At 50.2% G+C, this 22,810-nt stretch carries 17 protein-coding genes; 1 reads left to right on the top strand and 16 read right to left on the bottom strand.

The window, feature by feature from the left end; all coding sequences use genetic code 11:
* Positions 1–59: 59 nt before the first annotated feature.
* The 13 genes from DQM29_RS03790 to dpaL form a co-directional block, all read right to left on the bottom strand.
* Positions 60–935: a MipA/OmpV family protein gene (locus DQM29_RS03790; RefSeq protein ID WP_170126482.1), complete on the bottom strand. Its 876-nt coding sequence runs from the start codon at positions 933–935 to the stop codon at positions 60–62.
* Positions 919–4,029, bottom strand: coding sequence for an efflux RND transporter permease subunit (locus DQM29_RS03785; protein WP_111739380.1), 3,111 nt, complete (start codon positions 4,027–4,029; stop codon positions 919–921). Before DQM29_RS03785 ends, DQM29_RS03790 begins: the two co-directional genes overlap by 17 nt.
* Entirely contained in the window at positions 4,030–5,178 is a 1,149-nt protein-coding gene (locus DQM29_RS03780) for an efflux RND transporter periplasmic adaptor subunit (RefSeq protein WP_170126481.1), read from the bottom strand.
* A gap of 288 nt (positions 5,179–5,466) precedes the next feature.
* On the bottom strand, positions 5,467–5,652 hold the full coding sequence (locus DQM29_RS18675) for a transposase-like zinc-binding domain-containing protein (RefSeq protein WP_415270856.1): 186 nt from the start codon (positions 5,650–5,652) through the stop codon (positions 5,467–5,469).
* 172 nt (positions 5,653–5,824) lie between these two features.
* Positions 5,825–6,394 carry a hypothetical protein gene (locus DQM29_RS03775; RefSeq protein WP_111739378.1) on the bottom strand — a complete coding sequence of 190 codons (570 nt, stop codon included), beginning with the start codon at positions 6,392–6,394 and terminating at the stop codon, positions 5,825–5,827.
* A gap of 1,068 nt (positions 6,395–7,462) precedes the next feature.
* Positions 7,463–7,588, bottom strand: coding sequence for a hypothetical protein (locus DQM29_RS18555; protein WP_269472283.1), 126 nt, complete (start codon positions 7,586–7,588; stop codon positions 7,463–7,465).
* 258 nt (positions 7,589–7,846) lie between these two features.
* Positions 7,847–9,889, bottom strand: a complete 2,043-nt coding sequence (locus DQM29_RS03765; protein ID WP_232054854.1) for an autotransporter outer membrane beta-barrel domain-containing protein — start codon at positions 9,887–9,889, stop codon at positions 7,847–7,849.
* Positions 9,867–10,535 (bottom strand): hypothetical protein, encoded by a 669-nt coding sequence (locus tag DQM29_RS03760; protein ID WP_111739376.1) that lies wholly within the window; start codon positions 10,533–10,535, stop codon positions 9,867–9,869. The genes DQM29_RS03765 and DQM29_RS03760 overlap by 23 nt, the downstream gene beginning before the upstream one ends.
* A 570-nt stretch (positions 10,536–11,105) precedes the next feature.
* A complete protein-coding gene (locus DQM29_RS03755; RefSeq protein WP_111739375.1) occupies positions 11,106–13,559 on the bottom strand; it encodes a trimethylamine-N-oxide reductase 2 in 2,454 nt (817 codons plus the stop codon).
* A gap of 54 nt (positions 13,560–13,613) precedes the next feature.
* On the bottom strand, positions 13,614–14,705 hold the full coding sequence (locus tag DQM29_RS03750; protein WP_415270855.1) for a NapC/NirT family cytochrome c: 1,092 nt from the start codon (positions 14,703–14,705) through the stop codon (positions 13,614–13,616).
* Between the two features lie 692 nt (positions 14,706–15,397).
* Complete coding sequence (locus DQM29_RS03745) at positions 15,398–16,561, bottom strand: M20 aminoacylase family protein (protein ID WP_111739374.1); 1,164 nt, start codon at positions 16,559–16,561, stop codon at positions 15,398–15,400.
* A gap of 76 nt (positions 16,562–16,637) precedes the next feature.
* The gene (locus tag DQM29_RS03740; RefSeq protein WP_111739373.1) at positions 16,638–17,927 is read right to left on the bottom strand and encodes an aromatic amino acid transport family protein; all 1,290 of its coding nucleotides are present in this window, start codon (positions 17,925–17,927) and stop codon (positions 16,638–16,640) included.
* 178 nt (positions 17,928–18,105) lie between these two features.
* Positions 18,106–19,320: a diaminopropionate ammonia-lyase gene (dpaL, locus tag DQM29_RS03735; protein ID WP_111739372.1), complete on the bottom strand. Its 1,215-nt coding sequence runs from the start codon at positions 19,318–19,320 to the stop codon at positions 18,106–18,108.
* 419 nt (positions 19,321–19,739) lie between these two features.
* On the opposite strand from dpaL, the gene DQM29_RS03730 reads away from it, so the two are divergent.
* A complete protein-coding gene (locus DQM29_RS03730; protein WP_111739371.1) occupies positions 19,740–20,201 on the top strand; it encodes an Lrp/AsnC family transcriptional regulator in 462 nt (153 codons plus the stop codon).
* A gap of 3 nt (positions 20,202–20,204) precedes the next feature.
* On the opposite strand, the gene citG is transcribed toward DQM29_RS03730, so the two are convergent.
* Genes citG through citC form a run of 3 tightly spaced genes read right to left on the bottom strand, consistent with a single transcriptional unit; the run spans position 20,205 to position 22,668 of the window.
* Positions 20,205–21,146 carry a triphosphoribosyl-dephospho-CoA synthase CitG gene (gene citG / locus DQM29_RS03725; RefSeq protein ID WP_111739370.1) on the bottom strand — a complete coding sequence of 314 codons (942 nt, stop codon included), beginning with the start codon at positions 21,144–21,146 and terminating at the stop codon, positions 20,205–20,207.
* Positions 21,118–21,648, bottom strand: coding sequence for a citrate lyase holo-[acyl-carrier protein] synthase (citX, locus tag DQM29_RS03720; RefSeq protein ID WP_111739369.1), 531 nt, complete (start codon positions 21,646–21,648; stop codon positions 21,118–21,120). The genes citG and citX overlap by 29 nt, the downstream gene beginning before the upstream one ends.
* 9 nt (positions 21,649–21,657) lie before the next feature.
* Positions 21,658–22,668: a [citrate (pro-3S)-lyase] ligase gene (gene citC / locus DQM29_RS03715; RefSeq protein WP_111739368.1), complete on the bottom strand. Its 1,011-nt coding sequence runs from the start codon at positions 22,666–22,668 to the stop codon at positions 21,658–21,660.
* Positions 22,669–22,810 lie beyond the last annotated feature (142 nt).

The raw sequence follows: 22,810 nt of genomic DNA, 5'->3' as shown, positions 1-22,810 counted from the left end.
GCTTTTCCCTTCTTATTTCCCGATAACGTCTTGCCATATCGTCACAAAAATTCGCTGCATTAAAACGCATAGGTGACATACACACCGGCCGTTGGCGCTGTCTTTCGCTGAACGAGAGGCCCCTTAGCGGCATCTCTTACCAACGTGGTCACTCCACCCTGAGTGATAACGTGCCAGTTTGACGCAACGTTATACGTCCAGGTTAGCTCAGTACTTAGCGCATACAGCCCAGCATCAGGGGTATAGCCGTGAAGCCCCGTTCGTAACGACTGCTTATGGCTAACGCCGTAGTAGGTCTTCATGTATCGACTGTCGCCAACGTGAAGCGCCGCGTTGGCTGCCAAATGATGCCTCTGGGTTTGCAAGAAAGTGGCGTCAGCGCCGATCTGGAGAGCGTTGCCGTTATCGCTTTCAGACACCGGCATATCCGCTATCGCGCTTACGTGAACGTATTCCCCCAGCTTGAGCCCTGCCCCAACTTGCACCGTCGCGGACCACTCAACGTCTCCCATGCCTTTTAGACGACCGGTCTTCCCTCGATAGTCACGAAGATCCTTAGCCTTCCGTCCTTCTCGGTAGTACAGCGCAGCGCTGTAGGTCAACCGGCTAATTTCCCCTTTGTACCCCAGCCCATCAAGCGTGCTGGCAAAGAAGCCGCTGGCGTGCTGATAGTGAATAACGGGTATTGGAGAAACCTGTGACTTATCCGAACCGGAGTATTCCGGCGCCAGCCTGCCGCCAATGCCTAACGTCAAATCGTGCGTATCGGATACCGACGCGTTGGCCCACGCCTGAGCGCAAGAGAGCGAGAACAGTGCGCCTAAAGCCAGAGCGCGGCAGGTAAAAGATCTCTGTGAGCCGTGTCGTTTAACGTATTTCAATATCAAATCCTCTTTACTGTAGGGTGAGTCGCCGCGCTTACTGTCGCGCAGCATGAGTGATATCCTTTTGCTCAGACGACGAGCTGCCTCTCTGCACGCGCGCGATAGCGCGCTTGCCCCACAGCCGTACATCATCAACACAGGTAAAAATGACCGGAACCACTATCAGGCTCAGGAACGTCGAGGTAATAAGCCCCCCAATAACTACGATGGCCATCGGCGAGCGGAAGCTGGAATCAGCGCCCATCCCCAGCGCAATGGGCAGCATCCCTCCTCCCATCGCGATAGTGGTCATCACGATTGGGCGCGTGCGCTTTTTCCCCGCGTCCATCAGCGCTTCTTTTCTGCTCATAGAGGTTTCTGATCGTGCCTTAATGGCATACTCCACCAGCAGAATGGCGTTTTTCGTCGCCACCCCCATCAGCATGATTAACCCCAACAGAGCCGGCATAGAGAGTGATTTTTGGGTCAAGAACAGTGAAAGGATCGCGCCGGGGATCGACAGCACCAGCGCAGCAAGGATCGTGACGGGCTGTAGAAAGTCTTTGAACAGCAGAACCAGCACAATAAAGATGCACAGCACTCCAGTACCCATAGAGAGGGAAAATCCGGTCATCAATTCCACCATCATTTCAGCATCCCCCACTGGGCTAACGTACATTCCTGCCGGGAGGCGTTTTATGCTGGGCAAATTGGCGACCTGCTGCTCTACATCACCAAGCGGCACGCCGTTAAGTTCGATATCAATATTGACGGTGCGCCGACGGTCGTAGCGCTCGATCTTGTCAATGCCGCCACCGACCTCTATCTTCGCCACGTTGGCCAACATGACCGGCCCCTTAGCACCGGGTACTGTAAGGCGAGAAAGCAGCGCCAGATCCTGCCGCGCGCTTTCCTCCAGCCTGACGACAATCGGGATCTGCCGCTGCTCCAGATTCATTTTTGCCTGCGTCTGGCTGTAGTCACCCAGCGTGGCAACGCGCAGCGTATCGGCAATATTTTCTGTTGTTACCCCCAGATCCGCCGCCCGGGCAAAGTCCGGACGGAAAATGATTTCCGGGCGAATCAGGCTAGTATCGGAGATGACGTTGCCAATGCCGGGAATATCTCGCATCTCTCTAATAACGTTCTGAGAGTAAGCAATGAGGGCATCGCCATCCTCTCCGGTCAGTGCCAACTGGTAATTCTGCGTCGTGCCGCCAAGCGCCACCGTCATACGAACCCCTGTTAGCACATCTAAACTTTTACGCAGCTGAGCCTCTATTTCCTGTTTGCTTACCCCTGTCCTTTCCCCTCTTGGAGACAGAGCCAGCGTTAGCGTCGCCTGTCGAGGATCCGCTGCCGTCTGCTCACCGGCGTTACCTCCGGCGGAACCGCCGCCAATAGTGGTATAAATATCCCGTACGTGAGGGTTTTCTCGAACAATCGCTTCCGCCTGCTGAACCTTCGCCAGCGTCTGCCCGTAGCTGCTACCCGGAGGAAGCTTAAGGTTAATCTGGGTCTGCGATAGATCGTCTGCGGGCATAAAGCCTGTCGGTAGATTTGGCCCTAATCCCATCAGAATGCCGAAGAAAAAGACCCCGGCTATTGCTAATGTCTTCAGCCGGTGCTGCATGCACCAGTCAGCTGCCCGAGAAAAACCGCGCTCCCAGGATGCCTGCCGATGGGCATGCGTCGTCGGCTTAAGCAAATAGGCCGCCATCATCGGGGTTAGCAGCCGAGCAACCACCAGTGAGAAAAACACCGCAATGGCCGCCGTCCAGCCAAACTGAATGAAAAATCGGCCAATAATGCCGGGCATAAAGGCGGTAGGGAGAAAGACGGCAATCAGAGTGAACGTGGTGGCAATGACCGCTAGGCCGATTTCATCAGCCGCTTCTCTGGCAGCCTGTAGAGGCGTTTTCCCCATGGCCAGATGACGCATGATATTTTCAATTTCAACGATCGCATCGTCTACCAGCACCCCAACAACCAGAGACAGAGAAAGCAGCGTCACCGTATTTAAGGTAAAACCCATGGCATGCATAACGGCCAGCGTCGGAATAATCGACAGCGGCAGCGCAACCGCTGCAACCATCGTAGCCCTCCAACTGCGTAAAAATCCCCACACCACCACAATGGCTAAAAATGCGCCTTCATACAGCAGCTGCATAGAGCCTTCATAGTTTTCAACCACCGGATCCACGAAGTTGAAGGCTTCAGTAATGTGAATATTCGGATGCTGCTCACTCAGCTCAGCCAGCTTTTGACGCACAGCGTGCATGATGTCAACTTCACCGCCGCCCTTAGTGCGAACTACCTCAAATGCAACGACCGGCTTCCCGTTCAAGAAGGCTCCGCTGCGCTGCTCGGCAACCGAGTCGCTGACGGTGGCAATGTGATTTAGCCGCACTTGCCGCCCGTCGGACAGCAGAATATTCATGTGCGCCAGTTCCCCTGCCGACTTCACTGTCGCCAGCGTGCGGGCGCGATGCTCCGATGCCGACGCGTCGATACGCCCCGCTGAAGCCTCCTGCTGCGTTGACCTCAGTCGCCGAGAAACGTCAGCCGCTGAAATTTGCAGCGCTAACAGCCGATCGGGAGAAAGATCGACATTGATTTGCCGGGATACGCCACCTACGCGAGAGATGGATCCAACACCCTTAACGCTCAGCAGCGTTCTGGCCACGGTGTTATCAACAAACCAGGAGAGGGACGATTCATCCATCCCTTCGGCCTGTACGGCGTAAGCCAGCACTGGCATACCCGCCAGATCGAGTTTGGAAATAATAGGTTCGTCCATATCCCCAGGCAGGTCTGCCCGGATACGCGCTACCGCATCTCGGACATCGTCCATAGCGTCCTGTAGCGATTTTTCAATATGGAATTCGACGGCAACAGAGGCGGAACCGTCCTGTACCGTGGTAAAAATGTGCTTCACGCCGGGCACTGACGCAATGGTATTTTCCAGCTTGCGCGCGATGTCGTTTTCTATTTGCGACGGCGAGCCCCCCTGAAGCGAGGCCGTCACCGTCACCACCGGCAGCTCCACGTCCGGCATGTTCTGAATCTTCATTTGCTGAAAGGCGCTTAGCCCGATGACGGTCAGCAGCATAAAAAGCAGCACGGCAGGAATAGGATTGCTAATCGACCAAGAGGAAACGTTCATTTACTTCTCCTCCAGACTGCGATCTTGATGAGAAACAATGCGGACGCTGTCACCATCGGATAGAAAAGTTCCCCCATCGGCAACGATAACATCGTCAGTCTGTAGCCCTTCTGTGATAGCTACCCAGCCTTCTTGACGCACCCCTGTCACTACTCGAATCCGCTGGACGCGGTTCTCATTCTTCACACGAAAAACGTAGGCATAGCCGTCGTGCAGCAGCAGCGCTGACTCAGGAACGGCAATAACCTGCGAGTGGCCAACGACAATCTTCCCCGTCGCGAACGAGCCCGCTCGAACCACTGAAGACGGCTGCAGATCGATATAGACCCGGCCATTACGCGTGTTTTTGTCGATCGTGGGTGCAATCTGGCGAACCTGGCCGTTTACCGGAGCCAGTTCGGCAATGCTCAGCGTTACGCGCTGCCCAGCCTGAATAAGGGCAAGATCGTCAGCGGGAAGCTCAGCGTGCCACTCCATTCTGTTTTGCCGATTGAGCTTAAACAGCACGTCACCGGAAGACACCACGTGCCCCAGCGTCGCCAAGCGCTCTGTTACTGTGCCGTCGTCTGGAGCGACAATGTTTGTTTGCTCTACCCGATAGCGCGCCGCCTTAACTTTTGCTTCCAGCGCGGCAACGCGAGCGTTGGCTATTTTTTCAGTCACCCGGTACTGCGTCGCCTGCTGAGCGCTGATTGCTGCGGACGTTTGCAGCCGATTCACCCGCTGAGCGTCGGCTCTGGCCTCTTCCCGCTGGGCGATTGCCTGACGCAGTTCCGCCTCTGCCTGCTCAAGCTCGGCAGACAGAGTCTGACTCTGTAGTTCAGCCAGCAGTTGGCCTTTGCGCACCTCATCTCCCACGTCAACCAGCACGCTAGTGATACTGACGCCGTGAGCTTCGGTACTGATAAAAGCCTCCTGCCATGCAGCAATGCTGCCAGTGGCAAGCAGGGTACGGCTCCAGGTCATAGCCCTTGGTGACAGCGTGGAAACGGTTAGTGCAGTATTCTCAACGGCAGGAGGCGCTGAAGTCGGCTCTGTCTGCTGTGCCGCTGCATAATGTATTGCATAAGCCGCGCTTAGTATTAAAGCGGTGCGCCATATCCATCGATGAAAAAACCGCACTCCCTTATTCATTAATCGCTTTTTCATCTCGTTTAACTTCCTTATTGCGCCCTTTCGTGCACATGCGGCAAAAATAGTGAACCTAGAAACAGGCATGTACAGACTCGACCTGTATCAGTGAAATACGTCAGGCTGCTTAAGGAAATATTTGTGCAATTCAATAGTTGAACAACTGCCATCGCCAGGGCATGGAACTGATAATAAAAATAGTATCGCCTGAACTGATTGCTCCATGCTCTGAACGTCTATCTATGAACGTCTACTTGTAGAAAATATGCCCCTCAGTAAGACATATTTAAAATAGAACTTTAATAGCTATGATTTTAAAGACGAAGTCGTTGTCTTTAATTCATTTTTTAAATAGATGTATTTTTTTTGAAACGTTCTACTGCATCCCAAACAAAAATAGCGCTGAATTTTTGCTTTGCTAAATCCATGCAGTCTAAAATTAATGCCGCTGCAGTAAGGGCACCTTTGATAAGCTCCAATCTCGGCTAACATATAAACATCTCCATTGTTTATGGTCACCCATCCTGTAGCGTCATATTGCACAGAGCTATTTATTGCATACTTAATGCCATATATAACGCCTTGACGACAGCTTCAATAAAATCTGACTTCAATAAAAAATAAACGGGCCGATATACCTTTCGGCCCAAAGCAGAAAAGGCTATTACCAGTAGAGCGAATCTAGCGTGGCTTTACCCTCTTGATAATATTTATCCTTCACGTCTTCCGTCATGCTAAAAGTCGTGATTAACAGTTTGTCGTTCATAGATGAAAGCTGCATGATACTGAAAACATTTGGGCTACCGGGATTAATATTATCCGGCGTCGTCATCTCCAGAAAGACGACTTTTTTCCCATTCACCTTACCTTCAGTGACTTTCGGCGAAAACGCGCTTAGCTGATCTTTCATTGCACCTGCAAAAACGGAAAGCTGTGTATCCTTCATGGCTTGAGTGGTTTGAACAAAGGAAAGTGAAACCTTGCCGTCTTCACTCTTTTTATACCAGGCTTCAGTCGGACGCTGGTTTGAAAGATATTTTTTACTCAGCATGTCTTCCGGCATTCTATCAAACTCGCCAGACAGCGTAATGCACGCCTTACCGCTAAGCACGTTCCCTTTTTCACACTTCTTTTCACCTTCACCACAGCCAGCTAAAAGAAGAACAGGAATGATTGCCAGACCAGCCAGCAGCGAGAGGAATTTACCTTTCTGCAAGCGTTTATTAAAATCCATAACAGACTCCATGTTTGAATTACATTCTTTTAATTAAAATAGTCAACGCACGCCACATGCTTTACTTTCTAATTGACTATACAACCAACACATACCTCAAAATAGTTATAAATCATGAGATATCATCATAGAAAAATAGACTCAGGATTACCCGCCCCATCTCCCTAATGCTTTGAAAATACGATTTTATAGATTAATAAAAATAATATTTTCGCCCTCATAAAAAAGGCGAAGCGCATGTTAAAATCTAATCGGTATTTTTAAATAATAGTTGAAAAATACCAGAGAAAAAGCGGGTATTATTCTTTGAACACGCTGACTTCTCATCCATAAGAAGCTCCTCTAATTATCCAAAATCCATCTTATTCGCATTAAAACACGATCTATAATCTTATGTAAAGCAACACATGTTTCATAAAAAACCAATAGTGTGTTGAAATCAAGATACTTAATGCTATAAAAATAGGTAAACTGAATTTTTATAAATGAAAAACAAAATTAATAAATATTAAATCCTTTTTTGTTTTATTTTGCACTTTTTTATCTCATCTATAATATTACTTTTGTAATTATTTCTAATGGATAAATAAATTTTAGCAAAATAAACAGGTAGATCTTTATGTTATTAAACGTTATTTTTCAAAAATCCATTTTAGTTAAAAATGTCATATCTGTGCTTTTTATTGTGATGACCACTTAAAATATAACTGAAATGATATTTGTCCAATATGTATTATTCTTATGCTTATTGATTTAAGTCAAAAACACCAACTCATCAAAAATAATATTTCATCGTCAAGTATCTTTGCAAAAAATTAACGATTTCCCTCCCTAGAGAATCGATAACCTCTTCGTTGCAGAAAATGACAAAAATAAAGTTATTCATTTATGGCAAAGGCGTGGGAACTCTACAGGTTATATCAACACAGTCGTGTAGATTCAGTAAAACGTGAACGCTTTTAAGAAAGAGCAACAGGTCAACCACTAGAGCGATTAACTCACCTTAAAACAAATCATAGGACATAGACGATAAACAGCGTCGTACCGGACGCCATGTGTCGGCTCTCGCTAAACCACTACGTTCTTACGCCGCAGCATGATGTTATCAAACTCCTTCAGTGAACCGGCAGTTTGATACTTTGTCGGCAGGCTGTATTCCAAAGACAGAGCGGTAACCAAAGCAAAAGGCGCCACAAACAGATCGGCAAACGAAAGTGGTTTAACGGCAGTAATAAACTTAAGCGCCGCATGCTGAACAATGGGCGACAGCAGAGAGTTGGTTATCGCAACGATACGACAGCCCTTTTTGTGCTTTCTTTAATTTCTATTATTTCTATCGCTAAAGCAATGGCTAAAAGGCCGCTGCGCAAGCCTGGCTGCGGCCTCTTCTTTTTGTTATCACTCTTCAACCACCTTCCTGTGGAAACCGTTTAAGAGTGACAGTCTGACGGATCAGAATGAGTATTTCACGCCCAGCATGGCAGACGTATCGCTGTAGCCATCATCGCCAACCTGCTGGGCCACGTTGCCCCACAGGTTCAGGCGCGTGTTCAACTGCCCTTCAATACCGACTTTTACCTCACCGATATTTTTAACGCCGCGTATTTCATCCTTTACGTCCGCCATCTTCACGCTGTAGTTCCGAGTGTTATGGATCCAGTTAGCCTCAATAAACGGTTGGAACGTCCGATCTTTTCCTTCGTCCTGCGCGCTCTGACCTTTCATATAGGCTCGAACGCCGAAGCGTGTCATCAGGTTGCCATTAGTACCATCACTGACTTTAGTGCGCCCTCCCGCCACATCGCTCTGCTCGTAGTGATCCTTCGCCCGCACGCCCATCCAAATGACCTGCGCCTTCGGCTGGATCCAGTAGCTGTTCAGCCCTTTTTCGCCCAGCTTAACGCTGTAGCCTCCTTCAACCGATGCCGTCACGCCGCGAGACTTATACTTCTCGGCAGCCCGGTCTTCCCCCATCACTTTATTGTCAAACCAGCTATAGAGTATCCAAGAGTCCAGATACGCCCCCGTCTTATCCGCTTCATTGGCGTACCACGTGCCGTAAAGTCCCGCGCTGTAGCCCGTAACCTGCCCGTGAGAGTAGTGGGAGGTCACATCAGATATCGTCTTACTCTGGGTGTTGCCGTAACCCACCATGGCACCCAGATGCCAGCGATCAAATCCATCCGAGCTCCACTGAGCTAGGTCACCACCCAGCTGAAGCACATAGCGATTGCTCTTGGTTTTTAGCTGCTCGTGGCTATCCCGAAAGCGGGTATGGCTGCCCACGTTGCGCATCCACATGCTCGTGACCTTCTGCTCACCGCTCAAAACGTCGGTATATTGGGTTTCGCCCAAGCGATCGTGCAGGCGCGTCAGGAACATAGTGTTCGCCGCGTAGCTGTTAGCCAAATAGCTGCCAAATTCAGGACGGTATTTATTCTCACCGCCCGGGCTAGGCCCTCCCGGTTCCGGATCTGGATCTGGATCTGGATCTGGATCTGGATCGGGATCTGGATCCGGGTCGGGGTCAACGACCGGAACTTTACTGGACAGATACCAGTTTTCATTCGAAGCGCCCTTAACAACATCGTAGTCATAGGCACCCGCGACAATACGAGACTGTTTAACGAAATCGCCAATGGATCGACCGCCAACCTCAACAATTTTAATACCTTCAACCGTTAGATCGCCGCCGCCGCCTATGTTAACAATGGAGACATAGGTTGTTCCCGCTTCTACATCACCGGCAACGATCAGCCTGTCGCTCAAAGAATTATCACCGCCCACAACGGTATTCAGCACCAGATTGCCTCCGTTACCGGCATAGTTCCCAGCAATAGTGAGCGTTTTAGGTGTAAAGGCAGCGGGATCGGTTGGAGAAGCAAATCTCAGCGTGGCGCCCGTCAGCGTCAAACGTGAAATAACAGAGTCGGCTGTCATATCCCATAGGCTGTTGCTGCCGGAGATGTTTAAGTTCACAGTACCGTTAGTCGTCGTATTAGGAACGCCGCTCGCGTCATACTCATTAGAGTTGGCTGTACCAATAAAGTGACTACCGTCGACCATCGCTAAATCTATAACGCCCAGATTTTGGCTCACCAGAGAGCCATTTATGGTAAAAATGCCAGAGGCGGCACTTCCATCTTTAAACTTAGACCCGATGAACGACTCATCTCCCGATGAAAACATCGCATAGCTGTTCGGATCAGTTACCGAAACATTGGTATCGCCCGTCAGATAAACCTGCCCACCTTTGTAAATCTTGGTTGTCCCACTGTAAGTCACGGTTCCGTCTTCTGCGACGATAGCGTGGGCAGAAGCACCTGAAGTGCTTATCGTTGTACTACCCAGCTGTATCTCACCGGTTTTGTTAGCATAAACCGCATAGGCGTTACGCCCTTCGGTACGGATACTGCTGCCGTCGTTAATGAAAACCCTCGCCGTATCTTCCAGCGGCGTATTGACCGTATCGCTATTGCGATCGCCAGCATACACCGCGTATCCCCGTCCCTGCGTAAGTGTTAGAACCCGTGCCTAACGTAACGATAGTGGCGTTTTTCGCCAGATGAACTTCATTGCCCCGAGCGTTGGACGTCAGGTTGGCTCTAACGCCAATCCCGCCTTTGCTTTCGATGTAGGCCTGTTCTCCCGTGATGAAAACGCGACTACCAGCGTTATTGGAGTTGGCCACGTTAATTCCGTCACCGGACGTTCCCTTTGAATTAATCGTCAGCTTCCCGGCAACCGTAAAGTCATACTCTCCTTTATTGACCCGAATACCGTCAGCGCCCGAACCATTGGTTGTGATGAGAAGAGTTTTGGAGGTCAGTACACCGGAGTAGTCAACGTAGATACCGTATCCGCGAGGCCCTACTCCGCCCGCCGCAACGGCAGAACCGCTCGCGTCTATTTCAACGAAGTCGTAGGTGTTCATTAAGCCATATTCACCCGACATGATAGACGGAATGCGCTCGCCCCAGCTCCCTATACCGCCTTTAACGGTACAAATTAAAGTTTGGCCGTCAGAAGAACTACAGCTCGCAGGCTCGGCCGAATAAGACAGACTGAGTAAAAATAAAGAAGAGCACACGCATACAGACAGCTTTGACAGTCTAAATTCACTCTTATTAAATACTTTCATACTTCCTCCTTTAAATTTAATCACAATAGGAGAAACGCTAATGAAAAAGAGAGAAATAAAACTTCTTCTTATAAAGAATCCCACTTTATATGTAATCGATCAACAAATTAATAAAATAATTAATTCATCAATAAATAATAAATTTATCTCTAGACAACATAAAAAACACAAAAAATAAATATAACAAAATCAATTAATTAAAATAAAACCCAAATATCAAAAAAGAAAAACAAAAAAAATCATTTCACGTACAATTCTCATTAACTGATATTTATTATAAGCACAATTAATAACCATCAAGAACACATAGAATATGAATAATAAGAATATTAACAGTAATATAATTGGATATTTTAAAATAAAACTATTCAATATAGGAGGGATGATTTATAACACAAAAGATAGCACATGAATAAGCAAAACATTTTTTCCAAACAAAAATACCCACAATAAAAAATAAACACTCATTTATTATATCGCCATACCGCTATGGCTTTAGTTAACACAAGCCTTCAATAAAAAAGCCCCTAAAATCAGGGGCCTTATATGATGACATCGTCTAGAGCGAGGTTAGGCTGCTGCTGGTTCACCCTTAGGTGGATCAAACGCTGTCAGCGTCAACGCTGGCCCGGTGTATTTCTCAATAGACACCAGCGCAGAGTTGCCGGAGCAGCCATTTGCCAGTTGTGAAGACGGGATATCGTCCGTCAGCACGTTAGCGCCGCCGTTCTTACAGATGCCCGTTGCGGGATCCAAATCCGGCCAGCCGCCTTCGTGAATACAGACTACGCCCTGCTTGATGCCGTCGGACACGTGAGCGCCCACCAGCACTTGGCCGCGATCGTTAAACGCCCGAACCAAATCGCCATCAGCAATGCCGCGCGCTTTGGCGTCTTCTGGGTGAATAGTAATCGGCTCGCGGTTCGCAACAGCGTACAGTTCGCGCAGTTTAGCGTAGTTCAGCTGGCTGTGCAGACGATGAGCCGCGTGCGCGGTCAGCAGCTGCAGCTGCCCTTCTTTCGCTGAGCCTTTCCACTCTTTAGGCGCCAGCCAGGTTGGATGCGCCGGACAGTCTTTATAGCCAAAGCCTTCGATGGTTTTGGAATAGATCTCGATCTTGCCGCTTGGCGTACCCAGCGGGTTCATCACCGGATCGGCACGGAACTCTGAATAGCGAACGAACTTCTCGTTTTTGTCGTTCTTACGCATTTCAATCAGTTTATTTTCCTGCCAGAACTGATTGAACATCGGCATAGCCACGCGCTGAGCACGGGCGCCCTTCTGAGCCGCGTCGTAGAACTCTTTCAGCCAGTCCATTTCCTCTTTGCCTTCGGTGTAAACCTTGCGGCCACCCGGCTTGAGCAACTCAGACATGTCAGCAAACACGTCAAAGTCGTTACGCGACTCGTGCATCGGTGGAACAACCTGCTTCATCGGCACCAGATGCTGGTTACTGTAGTCACCGGTCATGGTCAGGTCGTTACGCTCGTACGACGTCGTGATAGGCAGAACGATATCCGCATGCTTCGCCGCAGCTGTCCAGTAGCACTCGGAAATAACGATCATCTCCGGCTTTTGCCAGGCCTTGATTAGGCGGTTGGTGTCCTGATGGTGAGTAAAGTTTGCACCACCTGCCCACCAGATCATTTTGATCTCAGGGAAGGTCAGCTCGTGGCCGTTGTGCTGGAACTTAGTGTTAGGGCTTTCCAGCGCTTCAGTAATGCGCGCCAGCGGGAAGCTGGCTACCGCTTCAGACGCAGCCCAATCGTTCCCTGCGGAAGAAAGACCCGCCACAGAGGACGAAATCGCAGGCAGTACGCCGCCCGCGCGGGTCGGGTTGCCGCCGTTCGAGTAGTGGTAGGAGAAGCCGAAGCCGCCGCCTTCCGTACCGATCTGGCCCAGCATGGCTGCCAGCGTCACCAGCATCCAGTGCTTCTGCTCACCGTACTGCTGGCGCTGAATGCCCCAGCCGCCCATAATCATGGTGCGGTTCTTGCTAAAGATATCCGCCAGCAGTTCAAGCTGCTCGGCCGGCACACCACAGATTTCTGCTGCCCAAGCCGCAGTTTTTGGCGTGTTGTCAGACTTACCCAGCAGGTACTCTTCAAACTTGTCGTAACCGGTGGTGTACTTCTCCAAAAACGCTTTATCATGCAGTGACTTGGTCACCAGCGTGTGGGCAATACCCAGCATCATGGCGACGTCAGTACCCATGTTTGGCGCAATCCACTGGGCGTTATCACCAAAGAACTCGATGGTTTCAGAACGCATTGGGTCGATGGCAATCACTTTCTTGCCGGAGCTCTTGAGCTGGTTAAAGAACTCAATGCCCTGCTCGTCGGTGCTGGTCCACGCAATCTTCAGCGTGTTTAGCGGGTTCATCCCCCACAGCACTACAACTTGAGTGTTTTCAAGAATAACCGGATAGGTAGTCTGCTGTTCATATACTTCAACAGAGCCAACAACGTGCGGCATGATCACCTGCGCGGCACCGGTTGAGTAATCGCCCAAGTGGCCAGAATAGCCACCAGCCAGACTCATATAGCGCTGCAGCAGGGTTTGCGCCTTATGCAAAATGCCGCTGGAGCGCCAGCCGTAAGAGCCGGCAAACACAGAAGACGGGCCGTATGCCTTACGGATACGCATATGCTGCTCGTGGATAAGCTTGTAGGCTTCGTCCCAAGAAACGCGAACAAACTCATCGCTGCCGCGCTTGCCGTCCGGCGCGGTTGGATTCGCCATAAAGCCTTTGCGCACCATCGGATACTTGACCCGAGCGTTAGTATAAAGCTGATCGGGAGCCGTCGTTTGCAGACTGTTTGGCACAGTTTTAGCCAGCGCCCCTTTAGAAGAAATCACTTTCCCATCTTTTACCTCAACGTACATCGCGCCCCAGCGGCCTGCGGTCAGTACGGTTCCTGCCGGGGCTTCTGCCCAAGCCGGAAGAGGGATTGCTGAGGATATCGCCATAGCCCCAGCGGTTACACCTGCACCTTTAATAAAACCTCGACGTGATACGTTCATAGGTTATCCTCTTCTATTAATAATTATTTCAAGTCCTACTGCTACATCTCTGTATTACTTCATATCTTTCGCGTTGTATTGGAAATACCTGGTCAAAATATCTAAATTCTGTGGCGTAATGTCAGTCCTATCCCCCATGCCTTTAGCAACTGCGGGCCAGGCGTTGGCGGTATAGTGCTTGGATGAAATCTTGGCGTGACAGCCGGAACAGTAGACGGTATCCAGGTTTTCTGCATAGCCCCACAGCGCTTTTCTATCGGCCAATACGGGTTCAGTAACCGTTCCCGTCAGGCTGACCGGGCGCCACTCATTGTCGTAGTCATCCTTAACGTAGTCACCCTGAACCTTCAGAGCGGCCTGCCCTGCTTCACTCAGGCTTGCGAGGATCAGACGCTGCCCCTGTGCCAGATAGATAACCTGCTCGGCGCCTTTCATCTGTGAGCCAAGCAGTTCAACTTCACGCGTTGCGCCGTCTGCCTTGATCACCTTCAGTGCCGTCGCCGGATACACAGTCGCTAAATCACCCATCTTGATAGGCGTTGCCGGATAGACCTCTTTGGCTTCTGCTGTAGTCTGCTTCGCTGTAGCCATCACTTCATCCAGCGCTTTGTCATCTATTTTGATTTCAGGCGGGAAGTGAGCGACACCCTTGTGGCAATCGATACAGGTCTGCTTCTCTTTAATGCCGAGGTTGTGCATCTTCTGCGCATCCTGGCTTTGAGAGGCTAAATCCATTGCGTCAAACGTATGGCAGGAACGGCAGGTGGCTGAGTCAGTCGCCTTTAGCTGATCCCAAACCGTTTGCGCCATTGCCAAACGGTGCTCTTCATACAGCTCCGGCGTGTCGATTTTTTTGCTGACAAACTGATGGTAAACGTCTTTACTGGCCTTCATCTTGGCGATAAAGAAGTCGAGCGGTTCCTGTGGAATATGGCAGTCAGAACACTCGGCGCGTATGCCTTTTTGGTTTTTGAAATGAACAGAACCCTGATACTCCTCATACGGCGCCTGCATCGTGTGACAGGATAGACAGAAACTGGTTTCTGAGGTTTTATGCAGCATATAAGAGCTGCCACCAAACGCGATTGCCCCAATAATAGCTCCCAGGACAATGCCCCAGAAAAGCTTAGACTTCCTTATTGCCATAGTGAAAATAACCTTCTTTGTTAAAAAACATTTTTATAGTAAAGCGTTACACATCGTTATATATTTAATTACACAACCCATTGAAGACCGCCCAACTATCGTTATATAATAAAATACATAATGGAATTGTTAGATGAGCTAATTTCAGAAATAAAAGTGAATAAAGTAACAATATCCATTGTCAAAAATATGATTCCGTTCAAAAAACAGCCTGCCGGTACCTCAATCGGAGTATACTAACGCTTATTCGCCTGTCTGTCATAACTAACGTTATTCTTTGTATTTAAATGATTTTTTATTAAAAAAATCGAAAGATAGGAATAAAAATCATTATAATTCAAAGTATTGAATAACATTGATCTACTTCTTATTTTTATATTCTCATCTCAAAATGCTTTCATATTGGCTAAGGCTTATATTTCAAAAAACACGATTTCTCCGATAAAAAAACAATTAAATTCGAGATAATCCGTAATTTTTAAAATAAAAAATTAGAAATAGACTATTAAATAGCTCCTTTACCCAAAGAGGGGAAAATAACACTTTGTGATTTAGTTCGCTGGCAGCCTGTTCTTTTTTTAGCCGCGATGCTGATAGAAAATCCAATATGGTTGCCAGAATCATCCACAGCAAAAAGTAAAAGTGCGCCCGATCGTCGAAGCGCACTTTTAGTACAGCAATAGAGTTGATACTTATTTTGGCAAGCGAATCTTCACTATTTCAGCAAAATACTCTGCGCCAGTGAGTAAAATATCGTCATTGAAGTCATAGCAGGCGTTGTGTAAGGGAGTGCTGCCTTTAGCATCGGTATCATCACCATTGCCTAAAAAGACAAAGCAGCCGGGGATTTTTTGCAGGAAGGCACCGAAATCTTCCGAAATCATCATCTGCTGCACACTGCCGTTGACGCTATCTTCACCAACAACCCGCTTCGCCGCCTCCACCGCAACGTTAACACAGGACTCCCAGTTGACCGTCGGCGCAAACTCGTGGGTATAAGAGAATTCACACTCCGCACCGTTCATTGCGCACAGGCTCTCGCTGATTACCCGCATGCGCGTTTCCAGCAGATCCTGAACCTCTGGCGAGTAGCTGCGCGTATCGCCCTTGATTTCTACATGAGTGGGGATTGCGTTGCGAATACCGTCGGTGTGTAGTTCAGTACAGGAGATCACAGCGGGCACATTAGGATCTACGTTACGAGACACCACCGTTTGCAGTGCCATAATAATTTCAGCAGCGATAACCAGCGGATCTCTGCTCATGTGTGGGCGAGCGGCATGTGAGCCCTGACCCCTAATCTTGATAACGAAGTTGTCCTCGCTGGCCATAATGCCGCCAACGCGAGTTGAGATTGTACCCGCCTTCATGCCGGGCATATTGTGCAAGCCGTAAATCTCCTGAATGCCAAAGCGCTCCAGCAGGCCGTCTTCCATCATGGCGTTAGCGCCGTAGCCCGGCTCTTCTGCGGGCTGAAATACAAAGCACACAGTGCCGTTGAAGTTTCTTCGCTCTAACAGCAGCCGAGCTGCCCCCAGCGCGATAGACGTATGGCCGTCGTGACCGCATCCGTGCATGCGGTTAGGGGTAGTTGAGCGGTAGGGTCTGTCCCCCTGCTCAGTCAACTGGATGGAATCAATATCGGCCCGAATGCCGATAACACCGTCACCGTCTCCGCACTTCAGTACCCCCACCAGCCCTGTTTTACCGATCTGCCGATGTACCTCAATCCCCATTTGTTCGAGCTTTTCGGCAATAAAGTCCGAGGTATTCTGCTCTTCAAAGGCGCTTTCCGGGTGAGCATGCAGGTAGTGACGCCACTCGATTAACTGCTGCTTTAGCTGTTCCTGATTCATAGTGAAACTCCGTATAAAATGAGGTGTTCTCTAACAAGGCCATTCAAGAGTTTTTTGAACAACCCGTGGGGCACCGTTACTTCATCATGCCGTAAAAAATGGCCGATACAGTAATCAGGCCAATGATCGTCACAAAGACGTTGCTGATTTTGCCCCGATAGGGCGCCAGCACCGGAAGCTTGTGGATAGCGTACATCGGCAACAGCAGCAAAATCGCCGCGCCGGTAGGGCCGCTGATGCTTTCGATAATGCCCAGAATGCTAGGGTTCTTATAGGCGGCAAACCAGCAGGTCAGCACCATAAAGACAAAGATAACGGTGTTAATAGCCTTGGCGCTCGGCGCTTTTCCTTTGGCACTTGCCGTCTCGACTATCATGTCCCGCAGTGACTCATAGGCGCCAATGTAGTGCCCTAGAAACGATTTAGTAATGGCTACAAAGGCAATAATTGGCGACAGGTAGGCGATAACTGGCGTATCAAACTGGTTGGCTAAATAGGACAAAATAGACAGGTTTTGCGCCTTTGCTTCAGCCAGCTGCTGGGGCGACAGGCTCATAACGCAGCTCAAAACAAAGAACAGCACCACAACCACCATCAGCAGGATCCCACGCATCTGAATCTGCCCACACTTGGTGTCAGCGGCTTCAATACCGTAAAGCTGCTTCTGGCGAACCACCATCGGCGAAACAATAGGATAGTGATTAAAAGACATGACCAGCACGGGAAAGGTCATCCACAGCGTCATCAAAATTCCCTGCCCCGTTCCTACGGTATTCAGATCCATGGTGTCAAAAATAGCGCCGTTCCAGTGGGGAATAAGATACAGCGCCATAAAAACCAGCGAGCCAATAAAAGGGTACACCAGTGTACTCATCACTCGCATAATGATCTGCTGCCCCAGCCGCACGATAAACATCAACCCTAGGATAAGCACAATAGACACTATGGCTCTGGGCGGTTCTGGCAGATGCAGCTGGTGAGTAATAAAGCTCTGTGCCGTATTGGTTACAGCCACCGCGTACATGATCAAAATGGTATAGATAGCGAAGAAGTAGATAACGGTAAACACTTTCCCCGCCAGCGCGCCGAAGTGCTCACCGATAGCGTCGGTAATGGTGCTTTCTGGCGTGTTGGAGGAGTAGATAAAGCGCGCCAGCCCGCGGTGGGCTAGGTAAGTAATGGGAAAGGCCAGCGCGAAAACTATCAGCAGCGGCCAAAAGCCGCCGATACCCGCGTTAATGGGTAAAAATAGCACTCCGGCACCAATCGCCGTGCCAAACAGGCCAAGCACCCACACGGTGTCTTCACTGTGCCACTTTTTGGGATTTTTGAACTCGCGTATAGTCGGATCGTTATTCTTATTCATGGTAGATGTTCTCTTGTTCATGCTGCGTCGCCGCGCATTTTTTATTTATTATCTATACTGTCTTACCAGTACCGTTTTATAAGAGCCGCTGTTTGAATGAGAGCTCAACGGTTCAAACGCTGGCCCTCTTTTTTATGTTTTGTGTAGGGTAATCAGGTCTTATGTCTCAATGCATGAATCAGGCGCTGCGCCCAAACCAAACAATGTCTTCATACACGTCTGGAGAGGTATCCCCCTCAGTGCTGATAAGCAAAACGTGAGCGTTCACATTCAACCCCAAGCGCTCTCGCAGTTCCCGGTGGCACTCGTGGCTCATCAGTTCATAAATCAACCCCGCACCGATCGCCCCGGATTCGCCGGAAATAAAGGGTTCATCAGTATTGGGTCGAGGCGCCGCCAGAATGCGCATGCCGTTAGCCGCCAGCCTGTCGTCCGCAGAAATAAAGCACACCGCGTTGTCGCGAATAATCGGCCAGCAGGAGGTATTGGGCTCACCGCAGGCCAGCCCGGCCATCAGTGTCGCCATATCTCCGCCGACGCTGTGAGGCTGCCCGTCGTTAATCACCGCAGAACGGTACAGGCAGTTCGCCTGATGGGGCTCAACAACGATGACGGCAGGCGCTTTGTCTTTCATCTTTTCAATAAAGTAGCCCATGATGCTGCCGGCAAAAGATCCCACTCCGGCCTGTAAAACCAGATGTGTTGGAAGCGCTGCGCCGCTTTCCACCAGCTGTTCATAGGCTTCGATAGCCAGCGTCACGTAGCCCTGCATAATCCAGGTAGGGATCTGCTCATAGCCTTCCCAAGCGGTATCCTGTAGCAGCACCCAGCCCTTTTCCTCCGCCTGCTGGCTTGCCAAGCGAACGGTATCGTCATAGTTGAGATCGGTGATGGTGCACTCCGCGCCGTGGTTGCGGATGTTTTGCGCCCGAATCGGGGACGATCCCTTAGGCATAAAAACGACCGCTTTAAGACCCAACTGCTCTGCCGCCCAGGCTACGCCGCGGCCGTGATTACCGTCAGTCGCCGTGACGAAAACGATGTTTTCTATCTTTGATTTAATATCTGGCGCATTAAGTGCAGAAAAAGTCAGTGAATGAATATCCAGACCAAGCTTTTCAGCCAAGTATTTCCCTACTGCATAGGAACCACCCAGTCCTTTAAACGCGTTCAGACCAAAGCGCTGAGACTCGTCCTTCACGTGAATCGATCCCAGCCCTAGCCGCTGGCTCAGGTGAGGAAGCCTACGCAGCGGCGTTGCCCGATAGTTAGGAAACTTTTTATGAAACGCGAGGACTTCGCTGCCAACGCTGTCATTCAGCAAACTTAAGTCCGTTCCCTGACCGTAGGCTTTTTTTCTATTGTTAAACTGGTAGTTAATAATGTCCGTCATGAAAACACCTCAGTGACCATTTCCTGTAATGCAATGATAAATAAAATTTTTATATAACCTTTCATTCACTGCGTGCGCCCTATTGCTCAGTAAAAAGGCAATGGGAACCCGCGCTATTTATTCAATAGCCGTTTTGATTTCTTTAACCTTATTGAGCCTCGCTTTTTGCCAAAGCGTTCTATCTAATTTGTTTTATCTAATGTGTTACTTTGCGACATCAAAGTGGGATATATTTTGGCTGCGACACCTTTCTCCCACTCCTCACTCTTATTTCCACTGATTGAGATGTTACTATGCTTTAATCAGGTAAATGGCGCAAAATTGCCCGCTTAGGCGCAACTTTCACCCTAATTTAGTCCTTAAGCGCAACAAAATTGCGCAATGTGATGCTTATCACGCAATAAAAGGCAACCTAAACCATGAAGCTCGACCTCTACGACAAAAAAATTCTGACGCTGTTACAGCGAAACAACCGTCTGTCCCAGCGACAGATTGCCGATCTCGTCAATCTGTCGCCTTCAGCAGTTAACCGCCGCATTGCCGCACTGGAAGAGGCGGGTATCGTGAAGTCTAACGTTAGCGTAGTGGACTCCAGTAAAGTCGGTCGCCCGATCACTATTGTGGTTCAGGTCATGATTGAGAACGAAAGACTCGACCTACTACAGGAGGACAAGCAGCGATTCGTTAACTGCCCTCAAGTGCAGCAGGTCTACTACGTAACGGGGGATTTTGACTTTATGCTGGTGATGAACGTCCGCGACATGGCGGAGTACGAAGCCTTGACCCGAGAGCTGTTTTTCGCCTCGGGCAACATCAAATCGTTTAAAACTATCGTGTCTATGCAGAACGCTAAGCAGGAAATGACGGTACTGATAGAGTAGCGACTACTTACTTATTATTTCGGTGCTTATTACTTTAGGGAGGTGCGCTAAAAACCAAACCACTGCCAGCAGATCGGCACTACCGCCGGGGCTGAGGTTTTTCGCGATAAAGGCGTCGTCCATCGCCGCAAGACGCTCTTTAGCCCGCGAATCCGTCATGCCGCCGTCCTTGAGCAGAGCCTGAGCCTGTTTCTTGGCATACGTTAGTCCTTCAACGCCACCCCTCGAGACCAGATTGGTATCATCATTGTGTGCCATCAGTACCAGCAGCGCCTGATGCAGCGACCGCTCACTGCTCCATCCTTTATGCAGACTTTCCCGATAAACAGGAAGCCCGTGATTCAGGGCTGTGGCAAAGCCTGATTCAGCCTCGCCCCGCGCGCCGGTGAACCCGTAGCGCAGGTAGAATCGCTCCCCGGCAGTTCTTGCCTCTTTTACCAGAGCAAGCTCTCGCGCTACCAGCCCCTCACACATGTCCGCCACCTCTTGGCACAGCGTATAGGCCTCAACCTCTGCGCTTCGCGCTAGCAGTCTGCCCGCAGCCGCACACAGCAGGCCAAAGGCAAATATCGCCCCCTTGTGAGTGTTCACTCCGTCGGTAGCTCGGAGCATAGAGCGCTCGCAGACCATGCCCGGCTCCCTTAGGGCCGACAGCACCTCAGAGGCGGGCATATCCCCCAGCGCGTAGCCCAGGTAAACAAACTCCGGCAGGCCGTCAGCGATGGCGCGGGCGCTTCGAGCGAACGAGTGACGATCCATATCCCGATGCGAACCGCTGTTGCGCCTGTCCACCAGCCCCGGTTTAGGCGTCAGCAAGACTTCCTCCATCATGGCTCGATGAGCCAGACGACCAAGCGCCTTTCCCCATAGGGCAAGCTGCTCATCGCTGAGAGAAGCACTCGTATAGTAGGCTGTATCAGACGCCAGCTGACTGCTTAAACGCATGGATCCTCCGGTGGATGGCTTCCAGTAATTGATCGACACTGTGCGCCCGAGAGCGAGCACAGACGTGAGCAGGTTGGTCACACAGCAGGCAGCGACGCGACGGTAGCCCAATATCCGAGCGGGAGACGGGTCGCCCATCGCTGTCGATAACGTCCATATCCCACAGCCGCCCAAGGGGATGCTTCTCTTCTAACTCAGTACACAGGCGCTTAAGGGTAACGGTGTCCATATTGACGCTATAGATAGCCTCTGGTCCGGTAACGGAAAGCTCACGCTGACGGAAGTTGGGAGAAAGATTTAACTGCTCAAACGCGTCGTCCAGAGCGCAAAGCGCCTGCTCCATGGCATAGCGCGACTCAGGGGAATCCTTCACCTCGCCCGGCCAAACCAGCGTGATAGACACAACGGGAGCGCCAAAGCGCAGTCTCGCCTCTTTTTGCCGTTCGACTCGCCTCTCGCGGCAGTCCAGCATCTGCTCCAATGTGACTTTGTGTTCCGTCATTACTTAGCCTTATTGATTAAACAAGAAGTCAAACGTCGTCCTCGGCACCAGCCGAGCGACAGCGGCTTCGTTACCCTCATCCAGCAGCTTTCTTACTCTTGAAGCAGACACTGGCGCACCGTCAACCTCAACGCGCGGCAGCTCCTCTACCCGAATAATCGGGGCTGGCGAATCCGCTTCGGAAAGCCAAAACGCCATATCGAGATTGTATTTAGCCGTTACTGGGTCAAAGGGCTCGGTGCCGACAAACCGCACGTTAATGCCCAGCGCGGGGGCAATGGACTGACGAAACAGCAGCAGATCCAGCGCAGTGGCGCATTCGTCTACCAGCCCCTGCTCTTTCAGAAAATAGGAAGGAAAAGTCGCTTTGGAAATGGTGTAGTCGGAACCGGGATGAAGAGTGATCCTCTCAAGTCCCTTAATGCCCTCGCGGATAAGCCGCAGGCGATCGTCGTAGGCAAATCGCGATGCATCCTGTTTGACCACGAACAGGTGTAGCCAGTCGCAGCGTTCCAACGCTCTCGCAACCAGATAAAGGTGCCCCAGCGTAAAGGGGTTGGCGTTCATGACGATGCTGCCGATTGTTTTACCCGGCTGGCGAAGAGTCGTCAGCTCGCTACAGTAGTCAGACAGCCCGCGAGAGCCGTTTTCCATCAGCGTTATCCGCTCCGGCACTGTCACTAATGGGGTAAACCCCGCTCCTACAAACAGCGGTACGTTAGCCGGTTTGGTATAGAGGAACAGCTGTTCAACACCCTGCCGATAGGCAAGATTCATCACTTCGGTCAGCAGCCGAAGGCTAAGCGCGCCACCTCGGTGGCCTTCATCGATCGCTACGCACTTGATGACGTTACCATCAAGCCCCGCGCAGCCTACTAGCTGACCCTGAAAGCGAGCTTCAATAAACTGCGATAGGTTGGGTTCTAGACCTAGGCCGTTGGTATGGAGCAGGGATTCAAGCTCCTTGCTCGCCGTGGGCGAGGGATCAAAGAGAGGGTTGAAAGAGTATTGGTCGCTCATAGGGACTCCGGAGGATCTATTCTAAATCGGCATTGGCGGATATTCCGACCGTAAATACAATATGCCTATATAGCCATTGTATGCGGTCGGAAGGACGCCTGAATTAGCTTTGGGAGTGCGTCGGGCATAGCCTCCCTAGGGG

Source organism: Leminorella richardii (assembly GCF_900478135.1).
GTDB lineage: Bacteria > Pseudomonadota > Gammaproteobacteria > Enterobacterales > Enterobacteriaceae > Leminorella > Leminorella richardii.
The sequence above is the reverse complement of the archived record's forward strand: the minus strand, read 5'-3'. Positions and strand labels throughout refer to the sequence as shown.